Source organism: Streptomyces sp. NPDC048504 (assembly GCF_043200035.1).
Taxonomy (GTDB): Bacteria; Actinomycetota; Actinomycetes; order Streptomycetales; family Streptomycetaceae; genus Streptomyces.
Genome location: NZ_JBICXA010000016.1, coordinates 121457 through 147370 on the forward strand (window position 1 = coordinate 121457; position 25914 = coordinate 147370).

The 25914-nt window shown below is 70.0% G+C and carries 19 protein-coding genes; 8 read left to right on the forward strand and 11 right to left on the reverse strand.

The features are described from left to right. Positions 1-12 precede the first annotated feature (12 nt). The gene (prcB, locus tag ACGFY9_RS34315) at positions 13-867 is read left to right on the forward strand and encodes a proteasome subunit beta (protein WP_393760698.1); all 855 of its coding nucleotides are present in this window, start codon (positions 13-15) and stop codon (positions 865-867) included. A 37-nt stretch (positions 868-904) separates the two neighbouring features. Here the strand turns inward: prcB and araD are convergent, their stop codons facing one another. The 8 genes from araD to ACGFY9_RS34355 form a co-directional block, all read right to left on the reverse strand. Continuing rightward, positions 905-1630, reverse strand: a complete 726-nt coding sequence (gene araD, locus ACGFY9_RS34320; protein ID WP_393760699.1) for an L-ribulose-5-phosphate 4-epimerase AraD — start codon at positions 1628-1630, stop codon at positions 905-907. A gap of 37 nt (positions 1631-1667) precedes the next feature. Further along, a complete protein-coding gene (gene araA / locus ACGFY9_RS34325; protein ID WP_393760701.1) occupies positions 1668-3185 on the reverse strand; it encodes an L-arabinose isomerase in 1518 nt (505 codons plus the stop codon). A gap of 46 nt (positions 3186-3231) precedes the next feature. After that, positions 3232-4914 (reverse strand): ribulokinase, encoded by a 1683-nt coding sequence (gene araB / locus ACGFY9_RS34330; RefSeq protein WP_393760703.1) that lies wholly within the window; start codon positions 4912-4914, stop codon positions 3232-3234. 129 nt (positions 4915-5043) lie between these two features. Then, on the reverse strand, positions 5044-7608 hold the full coding sequence (locus ACGFY9_RS34335; protein WP_393760705.1) for a CBM35 domain-containing protein: 2565 nt from the start codon (positions 7606-7608) through the stop codon (positions 5044-5046). A gap of 95 nt (positions 7609-7703) precedes the next feature. After that, on the reverse strand, positions 7704-8558 hold the full coding sequence (locus ACGFY9_RS34340; protein WP_393760706.1) for a carbohydrate ABC transporter permease: 855 nt from the start codon (positions 8556-8558) through the stop codon (positions 7704-7706). After that, complete coding sequence (locus ACGFY9_RS34345) at positions 8555-9526, reverse strand: carbohydrate ABC transporter permease (protein ID WP_393760708.1); 972 nt, start codon at positions 9524-9526, stop codon at positions 8555-8557. The genes ACGFY9_RS34340 and ACGFY9_RS34345 overlap by 4 nt, the downstream gene beginning before the upstream one ends. A gap of 83 nt (positions 9527-9609) precedes the next feature. Further along, positions 9610-10923, reverse strand: a complete 1314-nt coding sequence (locus tag ACGFY9_RS34350; protein WP_393760710.1) for an ABC transporter substrate-binding protein — start codon at positions 10921-10923, stop codon at positions 9610-9612. Between the two features lie 142 nt (positions 10924-11065). Continuing rightward, positions 11066-12136: a LacI family DNA-binding transcriptional regulator gene (locus tag ACGFY9_RS34355; protein WP_393760712.1), complete on the reverse strand. Its 1071-nt coding sequence runs from the start codon at positions 12134-12136 to the stop codon at positions 11066-11068. Between the two features lie 169 nt (positions 12137-12305). Here ACGFY9_RS34355 and ACGFY9_RS34360 point away from each other — a divergent pair, with 169 nt between their 5' ends. The 4 genes from ACGFY9_RS34360 to ACGFY9_RS34375 all read left to right on the forward strand — a co-directional run bounded on the left by ACGFY9_RS34360 (position 12306) and on the right by ACGFY9_RS34375 (position 18996). Then, the gene (locus tag ACGFY9_RS34360) at positions 12306-14447 is read left to right on the forward strand and encodes an alpha-galactosidase (RefSeq protein WP_393760714.1); all 2142 of its coding nucleotides are present in this window, start codon (positions 12306-12308) and stop codon (positions 14445-14447) included. A gap of 241 nt (positions 14448-14688) precedes the next feature. Further along, complete coding sequence (locus tag ACGFY9_RS34365) at positions 14689-17013, forward strand: ATP-binding protein (protein ID WP_393760716.1); 2325 nt, start codon at positions 14689-14691, stop codon at positions 17011-17013. 105 nt (positions 17014-17118) lie between these two features. After that, positions 17119-18114, forward strand: a complete 996-nt coding sequence (locus tag ACGFY9_RS34370; protein WP_393760718.1) for an anti-sigma factor RsbA family regulatory protein — start codon at positions 17119-17121, stop codon at positions 18112-18114. Positions 18115-18258: 144 nt separating this feature from the next. After that, positions 18259-18996, forward strand: coding sequence for an ATP-binding protein (locus ACGFY9_RS34375; RefSeq protein ID WP_393760720.1), 738 nt, complete (start codon positions 18259-18261; stop codon positions 18994-18996). Between the two features lie 6 nt (positions 18997-19002). Here the strand turns inward: ACGFY9_RS34375 and ACGFY9_RS34380 are convergent, their stop codons facing one another. The 3 genes from ACGFY9_RS34380 to ACGFY9_RS34390 are packed head-to-tail and all read right to left on the reverse strand — an operon-like array spanning position 19003 to position 21001. Next, a complete protein-coding gene (locus tag ACGFY9_RS34380; protein ID WP_393760722.1) occupies positions 19003-19725 on the reverse strand; it encodes a phosphatase PAP2 family protein in 723 nt (240 codons plus the stop codon). Then, positions 19722-20327 carry a phosphatase PAP2 family protein gene (locus ACGFY9_RS34385; protein ID WP_393760724.1) on the reverse strand — a complete coding sequence of 202 codons (606 nt, stop codon included), beginning with the start codon at positions 20325-20327 and terminating at the stop codon, positions 19722-19724. Before ACGFY9_RS34385 ends, ACGFY9_RS34380 begins: the two co-directional genes overlap by 4 nt. Further along, a complete protein-coding gene (locus ACGFY9_RS34390; protein WP_393760726.1) occupies positions 20324-21001 on the reverse strand; it encodes a DedA family protein in 678 nt (225 codons plus the stop codon). The genes ACGFY9_RS34385 and ACGFY9_RS34390 overlap by 4 nt, the downstream gene beginning before the upstream one ends. A 209-nt stretch (positions 21002-21210) precedes the next feature. Here ACGFY9_RS34390 and efeU point away from each other — a divergent pair, with 209 nt between their 5' ends. The 3 genes from efeU to ACGFY9_RS34405 all read left to right on the forward strand — a co-directional run bounded on the left by efeU (position 21211) and on the right by ACGFY9_RS34405 (position 25913). Then, a complete protein-coding gene (gene efeU, locus ACGFY9_RS34395; RefSeq protein ID WP_393760728.1) occupies positions 21211-23241 on the forward strand; it encodes an iron uptake transporter permease EfeU in 2031 nt (676 codons plus the stop codon). Positions 23242-23318: 77 nt separating this feature from the next. Then, positions 23319-24590, forward strand: a complete 1272-nt coding sequence (efeB, locus tag ACGFY9_RS34400) for an iron uptake transporter deferrochelatase/peroxidase subunit (RefSeq protein ID WP_393760974.1) — start codon at positions 23319-23321, stop codon at positions 24588-24590. A gap of 159 nt (positions 24591-24749) precedes the next feature. Then, a complete protein-coding gene (locus ACGFY9_RS34405; RefSeq protein WP_393760730.1) occupies positions 24750-25913 on the forward strand; it encodes a HoxN/HupN/NixA family nickel/cobalt transporter in 1164 nt (387 codons plus the stop codon). Position 25914 lies beyond the last annotated feature (1 nt).

Sequence of the window (25914 nt, forward strand, 5' to 3'; positions counted from 1 at the left end):
AGGGGGAGTTGGATGGCGGAGAACGACACGAGTGGCCGATTGGCGGACGAGTTCTTCACTCCTGGGACCTCGTCCTTCACCGAGTTCCTGGCGGCGCACCGGCCCGCACTGCTGCCGACCCGTCGCCCGTTCCCGGCGGGCGTCCGCGCCGGTGCGGACCAATTCCCGCACGGCACCACGGTGTTGGCCCTCTCCTACCGCGACGGCGTGCTGATCGCCGGCGACCGCAGGGCCACCATGGGCAACGTCATCGCGCAGCGCGACCTGGAGAAGGTGCACCCCGCGGACGACTACACCGCGGTCGCCTTCGCCGGCACGGTCGGGCTCGCCGTCGACATGGTGAAGCTGTACCAGGTCGAGCTGACGCACTTCGAGAAGATCGAGGGCATCCCGATGACCCTCGACGCGAAGGCCACCCGCCTCGCCGGCCTGCTCCGCCAGAACCTCGGCCAGGCCATGCAGGGCCTCGCCGTCGTACCGCTCCTCGTCGGCTACGACCCCGCGGCGCCCGAGGGCGCCAAGGGCCGTATCTTCACCTTCGACGTCGTCGGCGGCACCTACGAGAAGCCGGACTTCCACGCCGAGGGCTCCGGCTCCCCGTACGCCAGAGGTTCTCTCAAGAAGCTGTACCACCAGGGCATGTCCCGGCGCGACGCGGCCCTGACCGCACTGCAGGCCCTCTACGACGCGGCCGACGACGACTCCGCCACCGGCGGCCCGGACATCAACCGCCGTATCTTCCCCATCGTCTCGGTCATCACCCAGGACGGTTTCGAGCGGCTGCCCGAGCCGGAGACCGAGGCCCTGACCCGCGAGATGGTCGAGCAACGCCACAACCACCCGGACGGTCCGACCGTCGCGCCGTGAGCGACAACGGTGGCTGTGGCTGTGGCTGTGGCAGCGGTCAGACGGCGGGCGCGGGAGCCGGGTTGCCGTAGTAGGCGTCGGGGCCGTGTTTGCGGGTGTAGTGGCGGGCCAGTAGGTGCGGGGGCGGCGGGGCCGTCGGGGACAGGGCCATGGTGTTGATGGCCATGTCGGCGACGGCCTCGCAGATGATCGCGTGTTCCAGTGACGTGCGGGCGGTGGTACCCCAGGTGAAGGGGCCGTGGTTGGCTACGAGGGCGGCCGGGACCTCGGCCGCCCGCTGGTCGTCGCTCTCCAGCAGGTCGACGATCACGCGGCCGGTGTTGTACTCGTAGTCCTTCGCGCACTGGTCGGCCGTGAGGTCCGGGGTGCAGGGGACGGGCCCGTTGAAGGTGTCGGCGTGGGTGGTGCCCAGCACCGGTATGTCACGGCAGGCCTGCGCGAAGGCCACCGCGTGGGTGGAGTGGGTGTGGGTGACGCCGCCGATGGACGGGAAGGCGAGGTAGAGGCAGCGGTGGGTCTCGGTGTCGGTGGAGGGGCGGAGGTCGCCGTCGACCACCTTGCCGTCGGACAGCCGGACGGTCACCAGATCGTCGAGGGCGAGGTCCTCGTAGGGGACCCCCGAGGGCTTGATGACGAACACTCCCGCCTGACGGTCGACGCCGCTCACATTGCCCCAGGTCAGTGTCGCCAGACCGACCTGGGGGATGGTCAGGTTGGCGTCCAGTACCTCTTGCCGCAGGCCGTCACGGAGTCGCGCGGTCATCGGTGTTCTCCTTGCACGTGGATCAGGGTCATGGGTGTCAGAGGGCCTGGGCGAGCCGGTGGTAGGCGGCGTTCCAGCGGATCTCCTTGGTGAACTGCCCGGTGCTGGTGCTCTCGTCGATGGTCAGCAGCTCTACGCCGGTCATGGCGGCGTAGTCGGTCAGCGTCTCGGTGTCGACGGCCGAGCTGAGCACGGTGTGGTGCGGGGCGCCCGCGAGCAGCCAGCTCTCGGCGGACTCCGCGAGCGAGGGGCGCGGCTTCCACACGGCCCGGGCCACCGGCAGCCGGCGCAGGGGCTCGCTCGGGGTGACGACGTCGACCGTGTTCGCGGTCAGCCGGAAGCGGTCGCCGAGGTCGGACAGGCCGACGATGACGGCGGGGCCGGGGGCCGCGTTGAAGACGAGGCGGACCGGGTCCTCGCGGTCGCCGATGGACAGCGGGTGGATTTCGCAGCTCGGGCGGTCGGCGGCCAGCGACGGGCAGACCTCCAGCATGTGGGCGCCCAGGATGCGCGGGGTGCCCGGGCCGAGGTGGTAGGTGTAGTCCTCCATGAAGCTGGTGCCGCCGGGCCGTCCCGCGCCCATGACCTTCATCGTGCGCAGCAGTGCCGAGGTCTTCCAGTCGCCCTCGCCGCCGAAGCCGTAGCCGTCGGCCATCAGCCGCTGCACGGCGAGACCGGGCAACTGGCGCAGCCCGCCCAGGTCTTCGAAGTTGGTGGTGAACGCGGTGAAGCCGCCCTCGGTGAGGAAGGTGCGCAGGCCGATCTCCTGGCGGGCCGCGTAGAGGAGGGAGTCGTGGCGGATGCCGCCGGGGCGCAGGGCGGGGGCGACGTTGTACAACTCGACGTATTCGGCGGCGAGTTCGGCGGCCTCCTTGTCCTCGACGTCGTCCACGACGGCCACCAGGTCGTTGACCGCGTAGGTGTTCACCGAGTAGCCGAACCGCAGTTGGGCCTCGACCTTGTCGCCCTCGGTGACGGCGACGTCGCGCATGTTGTCGCCGAAGCGGGCCAGGCACAGGGTGCGTGAGGCGTGCCGGCCGACGGCGGCCCGGGCCCAGGCCGCGACGCGTCGCACGACCCTCGGGTCGGTGGCGTGACCGGCGACGATCTTGCGGTCGATGCCGAGCCGGGACTCGATGTGGCCGAACTCCCGGTCGCCGTGGGCGGCTTGGTTGAGGTTCATGAAGTGCATGTCGATGCTGGGCCAGGGCAGCGACAGGTTGTACTGGGTGTGCAGATGCAGCAACGGCCGGTTAAGGGCGCTGAGTCCGGCGATCCACATCTTGGCCGGCGAGAAGGTGTGCATCCACACGATCACGCCCACACAGGTGTCGGAGGCGCTCGCCTCCTGGCACAGCCGGCGGATCGCGTCGGCGTCGGTGAGGACCGGCTTCCACACGATCTGGACCGGGATCTTCCCCGGGCCGCCGAGGATCTCGGCGATGCTGCGGGACTGTTCGGCGACCTGGTGCAGGATGTCGTCGCCGTACAGGCCCTGGCTGCCGGTGAGAAACCAGATCTCCTGGTCGGGGTAGGGCGTGGCGTTGGTGTCCATGAGGGGTCCTTTCAAAGGGAGTTGACCACCGGGCGGGGCGTGGCGCTCAGGCGGAGGCCTCGGCGCGGAGGTGGCGCAGACGGTGCATGACCTCGTTGGCGCCGCGCCCGAAGTAGTCGTGCAGGAGCCGGTACTCGGCGTACAGCCGGTCGTACGCGGCGGCCCGCTCGGGATCCGGCTGGTACACGGCCGGGCGGGCCTTGGCCATCGCATGGGCGGCGGCCCGGATGTCCGGGTACACGCCGGCCGCTACCGCCGCGTGCATCGCCGCGCCGAGCGCCGGACCCTGCGCCGAGTCGATGACACCGAGGGGAAGGCGGGTGACGTCGGCGTAGATCTGCATCAGCAGCGGGTTCTTCATCAGGCCGCCCGCGACGATCAGTTCGCGCACCGGCACCCCGGACGTCTCGAACGCCTCGATGATGGTGCGGGTACCGAAGGCGGTCGCCTCCAGCAGAGCGCGGTAGACGTCCTCGGGGCGGGTCGACAGGGTCAGGCCCACCACGACACCGCTCAGGTCGTGATCGACCAGCACACTGCGGTTGCCGCTCTGCCAGTCCAGCGCGATCAACCCGTGCTCGCCCACCCGCTGTTCGGCCGCCAGCGCGGTGAGGTGCTCGTGCGGATCACGGCCGAGCGCGGCGGCCTCCTCGGCGTACGACGCCGGGAACCCGGTGCGCACGAACCAGCCGAAGATGTCACCGACGCCGCTCTGTCCGGCCTCGTAGCCCCACAGCCCCGGCAGGATGCCGCCCTCGACCACCCCGCACATGCCCGGCACTTTCGCCCACTGGTCGCTGCTCATCACATGGCAGGTGGAGGTGCCCATGATGGCGACCATCCGGCCGGGTTCGACGGCGGTGGCCGCGGGCGCTGTCACATGGGCGTCGACGTTCCCGACGCACACGGCGATGCCTTCAGGCAGACCCGTCCAGGCCGCCGCCTCCGCCGTCAACCCACCCGCACGGTCTCCGAGTTGGCCGATCGGCTGGTCCAGCTTGTCGATCACGAAACCGGCGAAACCGGGGTTGAGCGCGGCCAGATAGTCGGAGGAGGGGTAACTGCCGTCCTGGAGCTGGCCCTTGTACCCGGCGGTGCAGGCATTGCGGACGTAGGTGCCGGACAGACGCCAGACGATCCAGTCGGCTGCCTCGATCCAGCGCTCGGTCAACTCGTAGAGCTCGGGGTCTTCTTCGAGCAGTTGCAGGGCCTTGGCGAACTCCCATTCCGAGGAGATCTTCCCGCCGTACCGCTGGACCCAGGGCTCCTTGCGGGCGGCGGCCAGGGCGGTGATGCGGTCGGCCTGGGCCTGCGCGGCGTGGTGGCGCCAGAGCTTGACGTAGGCGTGCGAGCGGCCGGCGAGGTCGGGGAGTTCACACAGGGGCGTGCCGTCGGCGAGGACCGGGAGAACCGTGCACGCGGTGAAGTCCGTGCCGATACCTACGACTTGGTCCGGTCGCACACCGGAGCGGGACAGCGCCTCGGGCACGGCGATACGCAGCACGTCGATGTAGTCGGAGGGCACCTGCAGCGCCCAGTCGGGCGGCAGCGGGGTGCCGTCGGGGAGGGTCCGGTCGAGGACGGCGTGGGTGTACGGGTGCTCGGCGGCGGCCAGTTCGGCGCCGTCGGCGACCCGGACCACCACGGCCCGCCCGGACAGCGTCCCGTAGTCGACTCCGATGACGTAGATGTCGGGATGGGTGTGTTCGCTGTTCTCGGCGTTCACCACCGGGCCGCCCTTCTGTTCGATATGTCAGTCGTTGTTCGACGTGTCGAATGGAGTGGAGAATAAATCTCTGGGATGGAACCCCCGGCCGGGGCCCGGCACAAGTACCCGGGCCCCGACCGGAGTTGACGGTCAGCCCGAGACCGGCGCGACCGTGATGCGGTCGATGTTCGGTGCGTAGGCGCTCGCGTTGGCGAAGCTGATCGTGTTGGTGCCGGCCGTGAGGGTCACCGGAACCGGCAGGTCCCAGTAGCTGGACCAGCTGTAGTTGTTGCGGAACATGACGGTCTGCGCGGTACCCCCGTTGACGGAGATCTGGGCCGCCCGGGAGACGACGTTGGTGTTGTAGTTCCCGGAGCCGGAGACCTGGTCGTTGGCGTAGCGGACGTTCATGACGTACCGCCCGGCACTGGCGGCACTCACCTGGAAGGTGAGCGTGTTGGCCGAGCTGTTGCCGACATAGCCGACGTACTTGCCGCCCGAGGCCCAACTGTCCGAGGTGGCGACGGCGGTTCCCGCGAGGGTCGCGCTCTCCGCCTCGTACGCGGAGACGCCCGTGGTGTCACCGCTCGCGGCCACCCGCAGATCGCGCAGGGTCAGCGTGGTGGAGCCCGAAGTGGCCGCCGTGATGCGGTTGTTGCCCGCCGACAGGTACAGCCGCGAACTCTTGTCGGTCAGCGTGCCGCTCGTGGAGGCCAGCGTGACGGCGGTCGCGCCGTCCAGGGTGAGGGTGCCGGACCCGTTGGAGGAGTAGTCGGTGTGCACGGTGTAGTAGCCGTCGGTCGGCGCGTAGACGTCGAAGGCGGCCGAGGTGCCCGAGGTCAGGGCCAGCGCACCGGCACCCGTCGTACCGGACGCGGTGTAGTTGTACGTCGGCGAGCCGGTGATGTCGGCGTACGTGGCGGGATAGGAGGTGTCCGCGGTGGAGGCCGCGGTGAGGTCGATCTTGTCGAGGGTGACCTCGTTGGTGCCCTTGGCCAGGGTGATCGTGTGCGTGCCCGCCGTCAGGGACACGGAGGCGCTCGCCGTGGATCGGTAGGTCCAGTTCAGGGTCGGCGTGTAGGTGACCGTCTGGGAGGAGCCTCCGTCGACGGTGAGGGTCTGGGTCGCCGGGCCGCCGGACTGGTTGCCGTAGAAGACGTTGAGGTTGTACGTGCCCGTGGTCGGGGCGGTGACGGTGAAGGCGACCTTGCTGTCCGACTGGTTGAGGCTGCCGACGTCCTTGGTGCCGGAAGTGGCGTATCCGTAGGCGTTGGTGACGCTGCCCTGGGTGTAGACGGTGCCGTCGGTGATGGTCGCGTTCTCGGCCTCGTACGACGCCGTCGCCGGGGCGCTCGCGGCGGTGGGCGTGCCGGTGCCGGCCGGGTTGACGACGATGCGGTAGGCCGACATCGGGTCGAGTCTGGTCAGCGGGACGGTGATGCTGCCGTCGGAGGCGACCGTGTAGGTGCTACGGGCGAGCACTGTGGGCGCCGGGCCTGCACCCTCGTAACCGCTCCAAGCGGTGCGCTCCACCGAGACGTTGACGGTGCTGCCGAACGACGACGGTATGTTCTTGATGACCGTGTTCGCCGAGCCGGAGGTGCCGCCGCCGAGGAGCACCTGGGCCTGCTTGCGGCCGGTGTCGAGGGATGCGATGCCCTGGAGTGTGTCGGTGACGTTGGACTGCGGCGGGGTCACCTTGGTGGTCTGGCCGGTGAGGCCGGCGTACCAACGCAGCAGCCACCAGTCGCCGTTGGGGATGTTGGTCTGGCTGACATTGCCGTCGAGGTTCCCAGCGATGTCCCAGTACGCCTGGTCGGCGTAGACCTTGTTCCGCTCGAACATGGACATCCACTGGACCATCTGGCCCGGCACTGAGAGGTCGCGGCGGTCGCCGTACTCGTTGATGTTGACCGGGCGGGGGCTGATGCCCGAGTTGGTCTCGATGGTGCGGTACGCGGCGAGGTTGCCCTCGAAGTTGGAGAGGGAGCTGGGGTCCAGCTCGTGCCAAGTAGTCATGTCCGGAAGGACGTTGTTGGCCTTGGCCCACGGGTAGAAGTCGCCCATGAAACGGGCGTCGTAGTGCGTCTCGTTCGGGCCGGCGATCCGGGCGTTGGGGATGATCGAGCGGATCTTGTTGTAGACCGTCGTCCAGTCGCTCTCGAAGCTCGCGAGCGCGCTGTTGTACGTCGACGTGGTCGAACTGCCAAGCCCGGTGTACCAGTTGCCGTCCGGCTCGTTGAACGGCACCCACACGAACGTGCTCGCGTCCGAGCGGGCCGCGACCTTGGTGACCATCGTGGTGACCTTGGTGAGGTAGTCGCTCAGCCCGAGGTTCTCGTACGGCCAGTCGGCGTAGATGTCCTGCATGTAGATGAGGTTGTCGCCGCCGCCACCGCGGGCGAACTCCGGCTGCACGACCAGCGCGTCACCGTTCGGGTGCTGGGCGCCGTCCGGTGCCTTCTGGGCAATGGACGTCATGTGCAGGGGAGTTACGAGGTTGTCGCCGGGGACTCCGTCGTCGCTGAGGCCGTACAGGGCGCCGTTGGCTCCGTGCATGACCGCGCCGGTGGTGGTGCCGAGGTCGACACTCAGCGTCGGGGTGGCCGCCTGTGCCGCGGGGACGGTCAGCGCCGTGCCCAGGAGGGCGGCGGTCACCGCGGTCACGCCCATGAGGGCGCGAACGGAACGGGATCTACGGGGTGTTCGAGGCATGGCTGTCCTCCTCCTCCCGCGGCGTTGCGGGAGGCTGTCGGGGTACTTCGGGGGACCGGGGCGGCTCAACTGGCCGTTCCCCGGGGCTGCTTGGCCTACTTGACGGCGCCGCTCGTGATGCCGGAGACGATGCGGCGCTGCGCGATGACGAAGACGAGGACCATGGGGAGGCTCATCATCACGACGTAGGCGAAGATCAGGTGCCAGTTGTTGAGGTACAGCTGGGCGTTGGCGACCTGGTAGAGGTTGAGCGGCAGGGTGGCCTTGTCGCCGCCGCCGAGGACGAAGAAGGCGTAGAAGATGTCGCTCCAGGCGTAGAGCATCACCATGATCGTCGCGGTGGCGATGACCGGGCGCAGGAGCGGCAGGATGATGCGGAAGAAGACGCGGACCGGGCCCGCGCCGTCCATGCGGGCGGCCTCCTCCAGTTCCTCGGGGAGGGCGCGGATGAACCCGGTCATGAAGAAGATCGAGGTGGACAGGTACATCCCGGCGTAGACACCGATCATGCCGGGACGGGTGCCGGCCAGGCCGAGTTGGCGCAGTTCCATGACGATGGTGATCACCGCGGGCGGGAGCAGGAGCCCGCTGATGCTCAGCGCGTACAGGGTGTTGACCAGGCGGCCCTTGCGGCGGGCGAACACCCACGCGGCGCCCGCTCCGAGGAGCAGCACGAGGACGACGGACGGGGCGACGACCAGGAGGCTGTTGACGAAGCCCTGGACGATCTTGCCCTCGTCGAAGCTCTGCTTGTAGTTCGCGGCGGCCTGGACGTGGTGAGGCAGCGAGAGGTTGGGCTTGATTGCCTCGGACTGCGGCTTGAACGAGGTGACCGCGACCAGCCAGAGCGGGATGCCGATGGTGACGCCGGCGACGATCAGGACGACGAGCGGCTGGACCCAGCGCAGCGGGCGCCGGTGGGCGGGGGCGAACGCGGTAACGGTGGTCACTGGTTGTTCTCCCTGCGGCGCAGGCCGACGATGACGGGCACGGCGAGGACGACGACGATGAGGAAGAGCACCAGGCTCATCGCGGACGCCTGCGCGTACAGGCCCTGGCCGAAGATGCGGAACATGTAGATGTTGAAGACCTCGGTCTCGCCGCCGGGACCGCCTCCGGTGGTCGCCTGCACGATGTCGAAGGTGTTCATGGAGCCGATCAGCGCGGTCGTCACATTGAACGTGACGGCGGGCGCCAGCAGCGGGAACCTGACCGACCAGAAGGTGCGCCACCAGCCGGCCCCGTCGATCCGGGCCGCCTCCAGTACGTCACCGGGCATGCTCTTCAGGCCCGCCAGGTAGATCAGCATGGCCAGGCCCATCCACTTCCAGCCGTGGATGAGGGTCACCACGACCAGCGTCCAGGTGGTCGAGCCGAGCCAGGGGGTGTCGACATGGTGTCCCGCGATCGAGGACAGCACGCTGTTGAGGGCGCCGTCCTGGGCGAGCAGGGCGCGGAAGATGTAGCCGACGGCGAGCGCGGAGATCAGGACCGGGAGGAAGAAGACCGCGCGGAAGAAGCGGTTGAAGCGGGTGTCGCGCTCCAGCAGCAGGGCCAGGGCGAGACCGAATCCGTTCTGGAAGACGGCCACGAGGACCGCGTACTCCAGGGTGATGCGGATGTCCCGGGCCATCGACCCGTCGTGCAGGATGGTGCTGAAGTTCGACAGTCCCACGAAGCCGATCTGCGAGTGGAACGCCGACCAGTCGGTGAACGGGTAGACGAAGTTCAGCAGATTGGGCAGCAGGAAGAACACGCCGAACACGGCGAGCGCGGGCAGGGCGAACCACCACGGCTGGTTGGCCTTGCCGCGGAGCCGGCTGCGCCGGGACGGCCGGTCCTGGACGTCGTCCCGGTCCCGGTCTCGGCCCTTCGCGCGCGTGGCGTCGAGAGCGTCCATCGTGGCGGTGTCCACCACTTTCATACCTCCGGTACGGCCCCGGGCACGCCACCGACGGGCGGCCCCGGGGGAGGGCTGGCGAAGAGGCGCCGGTCAGTGGGTCAGAAACCGGTGACGCCGCGCGCCTTGAGGACCTGCTTGAACTGGTCCTCGGCAGCCTGGGCGACCTGGAGCGGGGTCTTCTTGCCGTAGATCATGTCGGCGAGCGCGAGGTGCATGTCCGGGGCGGTCAGCGCCTTGACCTGGAAGACGCCCGACGCGCTGGACAGGGCCTTGGCCTGGGCGATCGCGGTCTGCGGCAGGCCGTCGGGGTTGGCCACCGAAGGCTCCACGGAGACCAGCTTGTTGGCCTTGATGTAGGCCGGGTAGTCCGGGCCGAGCCAGAAGGACATGAACTGCCGGGCCGCGTTCTGGCGCTTGGTGTCACCGGTGTTGAAGGCGACGACGCCGTTCGTCTGGTCCGGCGAGTACTCGGCCTTCGCGGAGCTGTTGGCGATGGGGAACCAGCCGAGCTTCTTGTCGATGTCCGCCGTGCTGGAGGTGGCCTGGATCTCCGACTGGAGCGCGGTGACGTTGACGGCCATCGCGGCGCTGCCGTCCATGATCGCCTTGCCCTGGTCGACGAACGTGGCCGTCTTGTAGTTCTTCTGAGCCAGGCCGCCGTCGAGGACCTTCGTCTTGTACTTGGTGATCGCGTCGACGATGGTCTTGTTGGTCCAACTGTCCTTGTTCTTGTTGAGGTTGTCCCAGAAGGACTGCGGCAGATCCGTCATCTGGGCCTGCACCTGCCACTGCAGCGGCCACTTGTCGCCGCCGACCTCGAAGAACGGGGCCACGCCCGAGACCTTCGACTTGATCTTCGCGGCGTCGGCGAGCATCTCGTCGTAGCTGGTCGGCATGGTGGTGATGCCGGCCTTCGCGAAGACGTCCTTGTTGTAGTAGACGCCGAGGACGGCGGGGCTGGTGACGATGGCCGCGTAGCGGTGGCCGTCGACCTGGCCGAGGGTCTTCTCCGTCGTGCCGAGCTTGGAGACCCAGTCCTCGTTGTCCAGGGTCATCAGGTTCTTGGCCGGTTGGACGAACGGCAGGGTGCTGCCCGTGGGCTGCCAGAACATCAGGTCCGGCTTGACGCCCGAGGCGAGCTTGGTCGGGACGTTCGACTCGTACGGGTCGGGTATGACCTCGGTGTTGATCTTGGCGCCGGTGGCCTTCTCGAACGCCTCGATGGCCTGCTTGGGCTCCGAGACGCTGTTCTGGGCCACCCACATGGTGAGGCTGACGCCCTTGAGGGAGGCGGTCGGGTCGACCGAACCCTCGGGCGCGGCGGTCGTGGCGCCACCGGTGCTGTCACTGCACGCGGTGGCGGTCAGCCCGAGGACACAGGCGGTGGCAAGGACGGAGACGGCTCTTCTCATGGCGGATCCTTGTTCGTACGCGGAAGGGAGGAAGGCAGGGCGGTGCTGCGGAGTTGTGCGACGGCTGCGGGGAGGGCGGCTGACGGACACGGCGAGCGCGGCGGACGTAACGGATGGGGCGACGGCGGACGTCCGGTCCGGCTCACGCGTCCCGTGGCCCCGAGCTCTCCCGGAGGATGAGGGTGGGTTCGGCCGGTACCGGCGCCGACTCCTGCTGATCGGCGTCGAGTTGGGCGCGCAGCAGCCCGAACGCGGCGCGGCCAAGACCGTGGAAGTCCATCCGGACGGTGGTGAGGGACGGGGTGACGAAAGCGGAGTGCGGCGCGTCGTCGAAGCCGATGACGCTGATGTCCTCCGGGACCCGCCGGCCCGCGTGATGCAGGGCGCGCAGCACACCCAGCGCCAGGTCGTCGTTGCCGCACAGGATCGCGGTGACGTCCTTGTTCTGGGCGAGCTTCTTCCCCGCCTCGTAACCGGCCTGGGCGTCCCAGCCCTTGCCGGACGGCGGGGGCGGGGTGACGCCGGCCGCTTCCAGTGCCTGACGCCAGCCCTCGGCGCGGGGGCCCGCCAGGCGCCGGGTTCCGGTCGAGGCGGGAATCGCTACGTAGTGGACGTTCGCGTGCCCGAGCGACAGCAGGTGCTCGGTGGCGGCACGGGCCGCCTCGCGGTCGTCGGCCCACACCGCCGGACGGCCGGGTGTCCGGCCCGGCGGCGGCGCCTCCACCAGCGCCGCGCACGGCACATGTGCCGGTACGCGGTCCAGGGCGGCGGCGCCGATGCGGTCGTAGCCGATGACCACCAGGCCGCCACCGGTGTCGGCGGCCGCGGCGATCGTCCGGTCCAGGTCGTCCTCCGGGGTCACCACCCGCACCCCGAGCGCATATCCGGCGGCGCGCGACGCCTCCTCCAGGCCCTGCAGGGTGGCCGCATAGCCGTAGAGGACGGTGTTCGACGTGATGACCGTGACCGATCGGGTGACGCCGCTGGCGAGGGCGAACGCGGTGGCGTTGCGCCGGAAGCCGAGGGTCTGGATGGCGGCGTCGACGCGCTTCCGGGTCTCCTCCCTGACGTTCGGGTGGCCGTTGATGACCCGCGAAACGGTCTGGTAGGAGACGCCTGCGGCAGCCGCGACGTCGCGGATACTGGCGGCTTTCTGCGGTCCCTGAGGAGGGTCGCCGTGGCCGCCGGAGCTTGTGTGACCGGTCACATCCATGCGAGGATTGTGAGCGGTCACAACGTGGGCGTCAAGAGACCGTAACTGGGGATTTACCTTTCGAATACATCTGCCGGAGCGGCGAGTTCCCGCCGACCGGGCGAGAAGACCCAGCTCAGCGCCTGTACGAGAGCCGCAGGACCGAACTGTCCCAGAAGGGGAAATTGTGTTGACCGGTGTCGTCGAAACAGCCGAGAGGTCCCGTATCTGGTCGCACCCGGAGCTCGGGTTGCACGCCGTCCTGGACGCCAACGGGTCGGTGAGACTGGGGAGTTCCGGCCAGGACTGGGACCGCCTGGTCCCCCTCGTCGAGGTCACCGCGACCGGTCACGGGCGCCTGTGGTCGGGCGAGCGCTTCATCGAGACGGCCATCGGCGAGCGCCTGGCCTACCGCAGCCATGACACGCGGACACTGCGGGACGGCGGCCTGGAGCGTACGACGATCCGGCTCGCGGACCCGGTGACGGGCCTGGCCGCCGAGGTCACTCTGGAGGCGAGCCCCGGCGCGTCCTTCCTGCGCTCACGGGTACGGCTGGTCAACGAGGGTGCGGAGCCGCTCCGGTTGGAGAGCGTGACGACCCTGACCCTCGGCGGGATCGCCTCCTCTGTCGCCGGATCCTCTGTTGTCGATCCCTCCGTTGCCGAAGACGGCCTCGACGGGCTGACCCTGCACTGGGCGGACAACGACTGGCTCGCCGAATGCCGTTGGCGCCAGGCCGAACTCCGCGACGAGGTCGTGGCGTTGAGCCGGTTCGCCCACGGGCGTGAGGGCCGCGGCTGCTTCGAGCGTTCCTCGCAGGGGAGTTGGTCCACCGGCCGGCACCTTCCGGTCGCCGCCCTCACCGACCCGGAGGGCAACGCCTGGCTGTGGCAGATCGAGTCCAGCGCGGGCTGGCGCTACGAGACCGGCGAACGCGAAGGCGCGGCCTACATCGCCCTGTTGGGCCCCGACGACGCGCATCACCAGTGGCACCAACTCCTCGCCCCCGGCGAGGAGTTCCACACCGTCCCCGCCGTCCTCGTCCGTGCGGAGACCGGCGGCCTCGACGCCGCCTTCGGCACCCTCACGGACTACCGCCGGGGCATCCGCCGCGACCACCCCGACCACCGCACCCTCCCCGTGATCTTCAACGACTACATGAACACCCTGAACGGCGACCCCACCACCGAACGGCTCCTGCCGCTCGTGGAGTCGGCGGCGGCCGCGGGCGCCGAGGTCTTCGTCATCGACGCGGGCTGGTACGACGACGACGCCCAGGGCTGGTGGGACTCCGTCGGCGCGTGGGAGCCCGCGCCCAACCGTTTCCCGGGTGGCATCCAGGAAGTCCTCGACGCCATCACGAAGCGCGGGATGACCCCGGGCCTCTGGCTCGAACCCGAAGTCGTGGGCGTACGCAGCCCGTTGGCCCGGACGCTGCCGCCCGAGGCGTTCTTCCGGCGTGGCGGCCGGCGCGTCACGGAGCACGGCCGGCACCACCTGGATCTGCGCCATCCGGCCGCCCGCGCCCACCTCGACGAGGTCGTGGACCGGCTGGTGGGGGAGTGGGGCGTCGGCTATCTGAAGCTCGACTACAACATCAACATCGGCCCCGGCACCGAGAACGGGACCGAGAGCGCGGGCGCCGGACTGCTGGGGCACCACCGCGCGCACCTCGACTGGATGGCCGGACTCCTCGACCGCCATCCCCACCTCGTCCTGGAGAACTGCGGATCGGGTGGCCTGCGCATGGACTACGCCCAACTGGCCGTCGCCCAGCTCCAGTCCACCAGCGACCAGCAGGACCCGCTGCGCTACCCGCCCATCACCGCGGCGGCGGCCACCGCCGCGACACCCGAACAGGCCGCGGTGTGGGCGTACCCCCAGCCGGACCAGACCCTCGACGAGATCGCCTTCACCCTCACGGGCCCGCTCCTCGGCCGTATCCACCTCTCCGGCTTCCTCAACCTCATGAACGACGAGCAGTTCGACCTCGTCCGCTCGGCGGTCTCCGTCTACAAGGAGGTCCGTGGGGAGATCGGCACGGCGCACCCGTTCTGGCCGCTCAGGCTTCCCGGTTGGGAGGACGGGTGGATCGCGCACGGGCTGCGGGGGACGGACGCGACGTACGTGATGGTGTGGCGGCGGGCGTCGGGTGACGGCACCGACCGCACCTTCGCGGTCCCGCATCTGCTCGGGGCGCCCGTGCGAGCGGCGGTGCTGTATCCGACGAGTGCGGATGCCGGTGCCGAATGGGACGCGGCCGAGGGGCAGTTGACGGTGTCGCTGCCTCGGGTCAACACCGCTGTTCTCGTTCGGCTGACCGCCGGCTAAGTCCTGCGGTCGGTGGAGTCCCTCCGTCCAGTGGAGTCCTTCCGTCCGGCGGACCGGAGGGCTCCAGCGCCGCCGTTGCACGGCTGATCCGCCGGTGATCGCGATGTTGCGGATTTCGTGCACATTCCGTCAGAAAAGTGCCTTCAAGTGGCAATGTCGGGCTGCGGACGCTTCGTCCGCGTCTCGCGCATACAGTTCTTGAAGTCCACTTTCGGAGGCGGGACCGATTGTGCAGGTATCCGTGACAAGGCAGAACATCGGCCGACCCGTCAGGGCGTCGAGTTTCGTCGGCCGGCGTCAGGAGACCGCCGAGGTCAAACGTCTGGTGGCCGCCCACCGGCTGGTGAGTCTGACCGGGACGGGCGGTGTCGGCAAGACCAGGCTGGTGCTGCACGCCGTGCCCCGGCTGGTGCGGGCGTTCGCCGACGGGGTGCACATCGTGCAGCTGGCCGGTGTGCGGGACGCCTCGCTGGTGCCGCTCGCCCTGATCGAGGCGCTCGACATCCGTGACGTGTCGGGTCGTTCGCCGGTGCGCGTCCTCGTCGACCATCTCCAGGACCGGGAGTCGCTGCTCGTCCTGGACAACTGCGAACACCTGGCGGACGCGTGCGCACGGCTCGTCGAGACGCTGCTCGCGGAGACCGCGGCGGTGCGGGTGCTGGCCACCAGCAGACATCCGCTGAACGTGAGCGCCCAACACGTCCTGGAAGTACAGCCGTTGGCGACTCCCACGCCGGGCGAGCCGCTGCCGCCGAAACCCGCGCTGGAGTACCCGGCACTGGCCCTCTTCGCCGACCGGGCCGCCGCCGTACTGCCCGGGTTCTCCCTCACCACGGCCAACCAGGACGCGGTGGCCGCGCTGTGCCGTCGGCTCGACGGGCTGCCGCTCGCGATCGAACTGGCGGCGGTACGGATGCGCGCCCTCGGCGTGCAGCAGTTGCTCGAACGCCTCGACCGCCGCTACCGGTTGCTGGCCGACGGCGTGGGCGGCGTGGACAGCGAGGACACCCTGCCCCGGCACCGCACCCTGCGTGCGGCCGTCGACTGGAGCCATGACCTGTGCACCCGCGAGGAACAGACGGTGTGGGCGCGTACCTCCGTCTTCGCCGGGAGCTTCGACCTGGGCGCGGCCGAGGAGGTCTGTGCCGGGCCCGGTCTCGACCGCGACGAGCTGGTGGACGCCGTGGCCGGTCTGGTCGACAAGTCGCTGCTGGTCCGGGACGGCGACGCCGTCCACGCCCGGTACCGGATGCTGGAGTCGATCCGGCAGTACGGCCTCGACCGGCTCCGCGAGGACGGGGCGGGAGCAGAGGAGGCGGCCCGGCGCCGGGTGCGGGACTGGTGCCTGGACTTCGTCGAGGAGTGCGAGCGGCGCTGGTTCGGCCCCGACCAGCCGGAGTTGGTCCGCAGGCTGCACGCGGAGTCGGACCTCATCCGCTCGGCGTTCGAGTTCTCCCTGAACACACCGGGGGAGCTGCGGGCCGGGCTGAAACTGGCCGGGCATCTGTGGTTCTTCTGGTTCGCGACCGGCGCCCTGGTCGAGGGCAGGTACTGGCTGGAGCGACTGCTCGCCGCCGCCCCCGAGCCGACCGTCGCCCGGGCCCGCGCCCTGTGGTCCCTCGCCCTGATGCTGCTCAGCCAGGGCAACGCCGGCCGGGCCGCGCCCCTCGTCGAGGAGGCCCGTGAACTCGCCCTGCGGATGGGCGACGAGGCCGAGGTGGCGCACACCTTCTTCGGCCGCGGCGGCGCCTGCCTGATCAGCGGGGACTACGAGCGGGCGAGGGCCGTGTACGAGGAGGCGCTCGCCCTCCCGCCGCGCGAGGGCGAGTCGATGAGCCTGGTCGGCTTCAAGTACGTGGAACTGGCCCATGTCCTCGCGATCCAGGGCGAGTACGACCGTGCGATGGCCCTGTGCGAGGAGTTCCGGCAGGTCTGCCTGACCTACGGCGAACAGTGGATCCACTCCTACCTCCTGCGCATCCTCGCCTTCGCCGAGTGGGTCAAGGGCGACCAGACGGCGGCCGGAGTCCACGCCCGGGAGTGCCTACGGCTCAAGCGGGCGGTCGGCGACGTGTTCGGCACCGGCATGACGCTGGAACTGCTCGCCGCGGTCCACGCCCGCGACGGCGAGGGCCGCCCCGCCGCCGTCCTGCTGGGCGCCGCCAAACGGATCTGGCAGGACGCCCACGTCGCACTGGACCGCACCCCGTCCCACGGCCCGGTGCGCACGGAGGCCGAGGCCGGCGCCCGCGCACTGCTGGGCGACGGATTCAGGAGCGCCTACCGCGAGGGCCTCGACCTCACCTCGGACCACGCGGTCGCCTACGCGCTGGGCGAGCGGGAGTCCGCGCCCCGGCCGGTGCTCGACAGCCCGCTCACCCGCCGCGAGACGGAGGTCGCCGAACTGATCGCCGAGGGGCTGACCAACCAGCAGATCGCCGACCGGCTGGTCGTCGCGCTGCGCACGGCGGAGGGCCATGTGGAGCGCATCCTCAGCAAGTTGGGCTTCACCTCGCGCAGCCAGGTAGCCGTCTGGACCGAGACGCGTCGGGCCACCCGCTCCTGATGCCGTACGACCGTGACGACGTACCGCTGTGACGGCGTACCGCCGAGACCACCTACTGCAGAGATCACGTACGGCCGCGAACCGAACGAGAAGGAAGGCAGACCGATGGAACACGGCGAACCGACCACACTCACCCAACCCGTCCCACCCGTCCCCTGCGTGAAGCACCACGCCGGCATCCACTCGTCCGACGAGGAGTTCCTGGCGGTGGTGGTGCCGTTCCTCAGGGACGGCATCGTCGCCGAGGCCGAACCGGACCCGGTGGTCATCACCACCCCGCGCAAACTGGACCTGCTGCGGGACGCGCTCGGCCCCGACGCCCGCCAGGTCGACTTCCGCGACTCCGCCCGGTGGTACCGCGGAAGCCCCGCCAACAGCATGGCCACCGCCCTCGACTACTACGTCACGCACGCGAGCCCCGAGGGCCTTCTCCATATGACGGGCGAGCCGGTCTGGGAGGGCCGCTCGCCACGCCAGATCCCCGAGTGGAAACGGTACGAGGCACTCGCCACCGAGCTCTTCACCGGCGCTCCGCCCGACCTGATGTGCCTGTACGACACCCGTACCGCACCGCCGGACGTCGTCGACGCCGCCCGGCACACCCACCCGACGGAACTCAACCGGCAAGGCGTTCAGCCCAGTTCGCTCTTCACCGAGCCCGCCGTCTACGCGACCCAGGGCCTGGGCCCGCTGCCCGCACCGCCGCAGGACGCGGTCGGCGTCGGCCTCGACGGGGACCTGACCGCCGGCCAGCGGTTCGCGGCGGACCAGGCACGGGCCCGCGGCATGGCCCCGGACGAGGCGGCCCGCTTCGGGCAGGCCGTGTCCGGCGCCACGCGCTACGCGGTCTCCCAGGGCTGCGACCGCGCACAGTTGCGGCTGTGGTCGACCCGGCAGCGCATCATCTGCGAACTGCGCACCCCGCGCGGCCGTATCACCGACCCGTTCCTCGGCTTCCGGCCGCCGGGTGCCGAAGCGCGGCCGGAGGACGGGCTCTGGCACACCCGCCAGGTCTGCGAGTACGTCGACATGAGGTCAGGCGACGGGGCGAAGGAGGGGTGGGCCATCCGTATGGAGACGGCCCTCGTATCGCCAGGTTGACGAACCGGCCCGCGGATTCGGGTAGTTCCCCCCGCGCATCGAAGGGCACGACGGACGCATGGTGGATAGGGAGGCCAGGTCTGTTGGCGGACCCGGCCTCGCACCGCACGAGCCGAACGCCCCAGGGGCCGAAGGGAAACGACCATGCCGAACGACCGCCCACGCGGCCTGCCGACCGTGGGCGATGGCTGTACGACGATCCTGGGCCCGGGAAAGTCCTCGGTCCGCCAGGCCAGGGAACTCGTCCGCAAGCGGCTCGCCGAGTACGGTCTCCAGAACCTGGTGGACATCGCCGAACTGCTGGTCAGCGAACTCGCCACGAACGCGGTTGTCCACGCGGGCGGCCGCTACCGGCTCACCCTGTCCCTGGGCGTCGGCATACTGCGCTGCGAGGTCGCGGACGAGCGGCGGCACCTTCCCCGACCGCCGCACCGGCGGGCCGAGCGCGACGACGGCCTCGATGTCGACCCCGACAGCGAGAACGGCCGCGGTCTGTTCCTGGTCGACGCGCTTGCCCACCGCTGGGGCAGCCGCCTCGTGGAGGAGGGCAAGGAGGTCTGGTTCGAGCTGGAGACCGACGCATCGGACAGGACGGGCGACGACGCGGCGGAGACGGACGTGCATCTTCCGGCACCGGCTGGTCCACGGGCTCAAGAGGCGCACGGCTGCGCCGAGTTGGATCATGAGCGGGCGGACCACCACTACAGCCCCGACCGCGACCGTGCCGAGGATCTCGGACTGCTCGGCTGCTCCGAAGAGTTGGGACGGCTTGGTTGCTCCGAGGGCCTTGGGCCGCTCGGCCGGTACCGCCCACGGCGTCCGGTGCCGGGCACGTTGGCTCGGGCGCCCCATGGTTCGGCATCGGCCGCCGTTTCCGCTTGAGCACGCCTACCCGTGAGCACGCCCATCGGCAGGTCTGCTTCCGTGGTGGTCCCGTGCCAGCTCGACCGGATCCGCCCCGTCAGCTGTCAGCCGCGCCGGCAGCCACCGGGCCGCCGCGCACACGCACACCCCGAGCCAGCCGACGGCGAACAGCCAGCCACCGAGCACATCCGTGAACCAGTGCACGCCCAGATACACCCGGGTCAGTCCGACCAGCGCGCCCCAGCAGCCGACGGCCAGGCAGAGCGGGGTTCTCCCGTGCGGGGCGCGCACGGATATCGCGAGGATCACCAGTCCGGCGGTGATTGCCGCCGTGGTGGTGTGGCCGGAGGGGAAGGACCACCCCGAGGCGTGGCCCGCCCAGTTGCTCAGCGCCGGGCGGGGGCGCGAGATCAGTTCCATCACGCCGTAACGCAGGCCCTGGCCGGCGGCGAGGCAGGCCGGGGCGAGGGTCGCGGCGAGGAGGCGTTGGCGTGTGGTGCGGCCGGTGAGGAGTCCGGCGAGGACGACGAGGGCGTACGGGATGACGCCCGTGCCGGTCGCGGTCAGACCGCGGGCGAATGCCAGTGCCACGTCCGGGCGGTGTGCGACGGACCAGGACACCGCGTCCTCGTCGGTGAAGAGCGGAGCGCCCTCGTGCCCGATCACGACCATGCTCAGCACGCCGAACGCGGTCCAGGCGCCGAGGCCCGCGCTGCCCGCCAGTTCGGCGATGTCCTTGCGGTTCATGAAACCAGCAGCGGTCGCAGCCGGGTGGCCGTGATCCGCCGGGTCAGTGACTCCGGCCGCCGTTTCAGCAGGACCATCGCGCCGAGCGCCAGGAGCGCGCCGACCGCCACGCCCGCCACGACGTCGTGCGGATAGTGGACCCCGACCCAGACCCGGGAGCCCGCCATCGCGAGCGCGGCCACGGCGGCGACCGCACCGAGCCGGCGGGAGACGAAGAACAGGGCGACCGCGGCCGCCGCCGCGATGGTCGCGTGGTTGCTGGGGAAGGACCAGTCGCCCCGCACCGGACACGCCTCCAGTGTGACCACCCGGAGGGTCTGACAGGGGCGGCTCTCCCGCACCGCCGACTTGAGCAGCGAGTCGATGCCGTACGCGGCGACCACGACCACCGGCACGGCCAGCGCCGTCACCGCCGCCTCGGCACTGACCCGGCGCGCCCGCCACCAGCCGACGACCATCAGCACGGCGAACACCACGAGCCCGTACGTCGACCACGCCGACACCGCGCCGTCCAGCCAACTGGGCGCGTGCTGAGCGGAGTCGACCACATCCGTGTAGGCCTCGCCGTCGATCGACGACCCCTGGAAGGCGACCAGGATCATCCGCGCACCTCCCCGGCCTTGGCGGCGCGGGTGGCCCTGCGGGAGCGGCGCACCTCGGCGGCGAGCGGCAGCAGCGACACGACCACGATCAGGGCGACCATGGGCAGCAGATACCTGTCGACGTTCGGGACCGAGGAACCCAGCGCGTACCCGGCGAGTGTCAGTCCCAGGCTCCACACCAGACCGCCGGCCATCTGCCAGACGGTGAACGTCCGGACGGGCACGCCGAGAGCACCCGCCATCGGGTTCAGGACCGTCCGCACGACGGGCACGAAGCGGGCCAGTACGACCGCCTTCGCGTAGCCGTACCGCTCCAGCAACTCCTCGGCCCGCCGGGCGCCTTCGCGCAGGCGGGCCGAGCGGCTGCGGGCGAGCAGCGCGCCACCCGCCTTCCGGCCGAGCAGATACCCGCACTGCGCCCCGGCGAGCGCGCCCACCGCCGCCGCGACCAGCAGGGGCGGCAACGAGAGCTTCACGGCTCTGTCGGCGCCGCCGGTGCACAACAGGCCCGCCGTGAAGAGCAGGGAATCGCCGGGCAGGAAGAACCCGATCAGCAGCCCCGTCTCCGCGAACATCACCACGCCGACACCCAGCGCACCGAAGGCGGCCAGCAGCGACCTGGCGTCCAGCACGTTCACGGCGAGCTGGGAGGCCAGGTCCAGGGGTGTGGTCATCGTCGCGCGCCCTTCCGCCGGTCCGACTGCAAACGTTCTGACTACAAATCTGTAGACGGTCTACTCAACTGTAGACGATCGCAGCCCGCGGGAAGTTCCGCACTTTTGCCCGGACGTTGCCGATTCATGACTGATCGACTACGCGCATGTAGTCATGATGGTCCGCGAAGTAAGGCATGCCTGCACTAACCCAGGAGGGGTCGCACCCAATGTGGGACGACGCGTTTCCGAGCTTTCTGATCGGGCTGCGGGAGGGGCTGGAGGCGGGACTCATCGTCTCGATCCTGGTCGCCACCCTCGTCCGCGCCGACGCCAAGTCCCGGCTGCCGCAGGTGTGGACGGGCGTCCTGGCCGCGATCGCCCTCGCGCTGAGCTTCGGCGCCGTCCTCACCTTCACCGCGGCCAACCTCTCCGCCACGGCCCAAGAGGCCTTCGGCGGTGTCCTCAGCGTGATCGCCGTCGCGTTCGTCACCGCGATGGTGTTCTGGATGCGCCGCTCGGCCCGCACCTTTTCCGGCGAGATCAGGGAGAAGGTGACCGGCGCGCTCGGCATGGGCGCGGGCGTGCTGATGCTCACCTCGTTCCTCGCGGTGGGCCGCGAAGGCCTGGAGACGGCGCTGTTCCTGTGGACCACGGCCCGCGCGGCCGGCGAGTCCGCAGGCCCCCTGGCCGGCGCCGGCATCGGACTCGTCCTCGCGGCGGCCCTGTGCTGGGGCCTGTACCGCCGCGTCCTCAGGATCAACCTGACGAAGTTCTTCACCGCCACCGGCGTCGTCCTGATCGTCATCGCGGCCGGCGTCCTCGGCTACGGCCTGCGCGACCTCCAGGAGGGCGGCATCCTCCCCGGCCTGACCGTCTACGCCTTCGACCTCAGCGGCAGCGTCGACGCCGGCTCCTGGTACAGCACCCTCATCCAGGGCGTGTTCAACCTGATGCCCACGATGACCTGGCTCCAAGTGGTCGGCTATGGCGCCTACTTGGCGGTGGTGATGCCCCTGTTCGTGCGCGGCGCAAAGGTGAAGAAGCCCGAACCCGCGCCCGTGACAGCCGAGTTGAGCGAGTCGTCCCCGTCACCGCGCTGCCGCCCCGTCTGGGTCGTCCCGGTCGCGGTGGTCGCCGTACCCGCGGTCGTGGCCGGTCTCGTCGTCGCCTTCTCCCGGCCCAAGCCCGCGAGTTCGGAGACGGTGGCCGTCTCCGAGACGGAGTGCGGCAAGGGCTTCACCGCGCCCGACACCGGCCGGCAGACCTTCCAGATGCACAACACCGGCGACAAGACCGCCGAGGTGTACCTGATCGACCCGGCCACCAGCGCGGTCTACGGCGAGGTCGAGGGCCTCGCTCCCGGCACCACCCGGGACCTCGTCGCCACCGTCGCGGGCGGCTCGTACGCCTGGCGCTGCGTGCCCACCGGCGCGAAGGCCGTCACCTCCGCGACGGTCCATGTCAGCGGCGGGGGAGGCGCGGTGAAGGCGGTCGTCCCCGTCTCCGAGAACGACCTCGCCGTACCCCTCAAGGCCTACAAGGTGTACGTCGACCAGGGCCTGGCCACGCTCGTCACCCAGACCCGGCAGCTCAGCGCCGACATCGCGGGCAACCACCTCGCCAAGGCGCGCACCGACTGGCTGACCGCGCACCGCACGTACTCCTCCCTCGGTGCGGCCTACGGCACCTTCGAGGACTTCGACCAGAAGATCAACGGCCGGGCCGACGGGCTGGCCGGGGGAGTCCGGAACAAGGACTTCGCGGGCTTCCACCGCATCGAGTACGGGTTGTGGCACGGGCAGTCGGCGGCCGAGTTGAAGATGCCGGCACAGCAACTCGCCCTCGCGGTCGTGGGGTTGAAGAAGGCCTTCCCCACCCAGGACTTCGACCCGGGCGACCTGCCGTTGCGGGCCCACGAAATCCTGGAGAACGCCCTGCAGTTCGAGCTGACCGGCGACACCGACGAGGGCAGCGGCACCAACCTCGCGACCGTCGACAGCAACCTCGCCGGCACCCGCGAGCTGCTCACCGTACTGAAGCCGCTTCTCACGAAGGAGTCCCCGAAGCTGCTCCCCGGCGTCGACGCCGACATCGCCCGGCTGCAGAAGCTGCTCGACTCGGCGTACCGGAGCGGCAGTTGGACGCCCGTCGAGCAGCTGGACGAGACGGCGAAGGCCCGACTCGACGGCGCCACCGGGCAGTTGCTGGAGGACCTGGCACCGGTACCGGACCTGCTGGAGATCAGGAAGTCCGCCTGATGAGCACCGAGAACGACCGACACGGCACCGACAACACCCGCCCCACCCAGAACCCCCGCAGTGAAGGGACCCGCCCGATGCCGTCCGCCGAAACCCCTGGCTGTCCGGCCGGAGCCGGTCGCCGTTCCTTCGTCCGGACCGCGCTCGGTGCCGGGGCCGCCGGAGCGGTGCTGGCCGGCGGGGCGTTCGCGCTCGCCGAGACCGGCGGTACCGCTCAGGCGCAGGCCGCGGACACCACGAACGCCGCCAAGATCCCCTTCCACGGCACTCACCAGGCCGGCATCCTCACCCCCGCCCCGGCCGCCGCGGCCTTCGTCTCCCTCGACGTGATCGCCGACAACCGGGCCGAACTGGCCGACCTGCTGCGGACGATCACCGAACGGGCCCGCTTCCTCACCTCCGGCGGCACCCCCGCCGACCTCGGCGTCGGCGCGCCGCCCGCCGACAACGGCATCCTCGGACCGGACGTACCCGCCGACGCCCTCACGGTCACCGTCGGTGTGGGCGCGTCCCTCTTCGACGACCGCTACGGACTCGCCAAGGCCAAGCCGCGCCGGCTGACCCCCATGAAGACGTTCCCGAACGACAACCTGCGCGCCGCCGAGTGCCACGGCGACCTGTCGCTCCAGGTGTGCGGCGCCCGCCAGGACACGGTGCTGCACGCGTTGCGTGACATCGCCCGGCACACCCGGGGCGGCATGCAGATCAAGTGGCGCATCGACGGCTTCCAGAACACCCCGCGCCCCACCGGCGCCCAGCGCAACCTGCTCGGCTTCAAGGACGGCATAGCCAACCCGGACGTGAAGTCCACCCGCGAGACCGACCGGCTGATCTGGGTCGGCGACGGACAGGGCGAACCGGCCTGGGCGAGCGGCGGCAGCTACCAGGTGATCCGGATCATCCGCATGCTCGTCGAGTTCTGGGACCGGGTCTCGCTCAGCGAGCAGGAGCTGATGTTCGGCCGCCGCAAGGACACCGGCGCCCCGCTGGACGGCGCCAAGGAGACGGACATCCCGCACTACGCCAAGGACCCCAAGGGCACGGCGATCCCGCTCGACGCCCATATCCGCCTCGCCAACCCGCGCACCGCCGCCACCGACACCTCGCGGATCCTGCGCCGCGGCTACAACTACGACCGGGGCATCGACACCGTGGGCAACCTCGACATGGGCCTCGTCTTCTGCTGTTACCAGCAGGACGTGCGACGGCAGTTCGAGGCGACCCAGACGAGGCTGATCGACGAACCCCTGGTCGACTACATCTCCCCGACGGGCGGCGGCTACTTCTACGCGCTGCCGGGTGTGAAGGACGCCAAGGACTGGCTCGGCAGGGGTCTGATGGCGACCTGACCAGGGATTTTCCCTTCCCTTGGGCAAGACCTGCCGTGGTCTTTGCCGACCGTTACTGCGAATGGGTTGCAGGTACGCGAAGATGGCACGAGGTTGCTCGCGGCAACCGCGCAACCATGCCCGTACCCGTACCTGTACCCGGCAGAAAGACCCTCCTCGATGACGGCGGCCCCCGAGTCCATCCCGACCCTCCCTGCCACGACCGCGGCTTCGCGGCCGTCGCTCTGGTCTCGCGTCCGTACATCGATGACGCGGCAGGAGTGGACCCGGGTCGGCGGGATGGCCGCGTTCGTGCTGGGGCTGCATGTGATCGGCTGGTTCACGCTCGTGTGGATCGTGGCGCCGGGGCACTACAGCGTCGGCGAGAAGTCCTTCGGCATCGGCATGGGCGTGACCGCGTACACGCTCGGTATGCGGCACGCGTTCGACGCGGACCACATCGCGGCAATCGACAACACGACCCGCAAGCTGATGAGCGAGGGGCAACGGCCGCTGTCGGTGGGCTTCTGGTTCTCGCTCGGCCACTCCAGCATCGTCTTCGGCCTGACCCTCCTGCTCTCCCTCGGCGTGAAGGCCCTGGCCAACCCGGTCCGGGACGACAACTCCCAGCTCCACGACGTCACCGGCCTGATCGGTACGACCGTCTCGGGCACGTTCCTCTACGTCATCGCGGGCATCAACCTCGTCATCATGGCCGGCATCTGGAAGGTGTTCCGCCAGATGCGCTCCGGGCACTACGACGAGGCCGCGCTGGAGGAGCAGTTGAACAACCGCGGCTTCATGAACCGCATCCTCGGGCGTTTCATGAAGTCGATCACCAAGTCCTGGCAGATGTACCCGCTGGGCCTGCTGTTCGGCCTCGGCTTCGACACGGCGACGGAGATCGCACTGCTGGTGCTCGCCGGTTCGGGCGCCGCGTCCGGCCTGCCCTGGTACGCGATCCTGTGCCTGCCGGTCCTGTTCGCCGCCGGCATGTCGCTGCTCGACACGATCGACGGCACATTCATGAACTTCGCCTACGGCTGGGCCTTCTCCAAGCCGGTCCGCAAGGTCTACTACAACCTCACGATCACCGGCCTGTCCGTCGCCGTCGCCCTGATCATCGGCACGGTCGAACTCCTGGGCCTGTTCGCCGAGAAGCTCGACCTCCACGGCTTCTTCTGGGACTGGGTGGCGGGCCTCGACCTCAACGTCATCGGCTTCCTCATCGTCGGCCTGTTCTTCGCGACCTGGATCGTGGCCCTGCTGGTCTGGAAGTTCGGCCGCATCGAGGACAAGTGGACAGCGAGCCTGGCCCAACCGGCGGAACAGCCCGCGGAGTAGC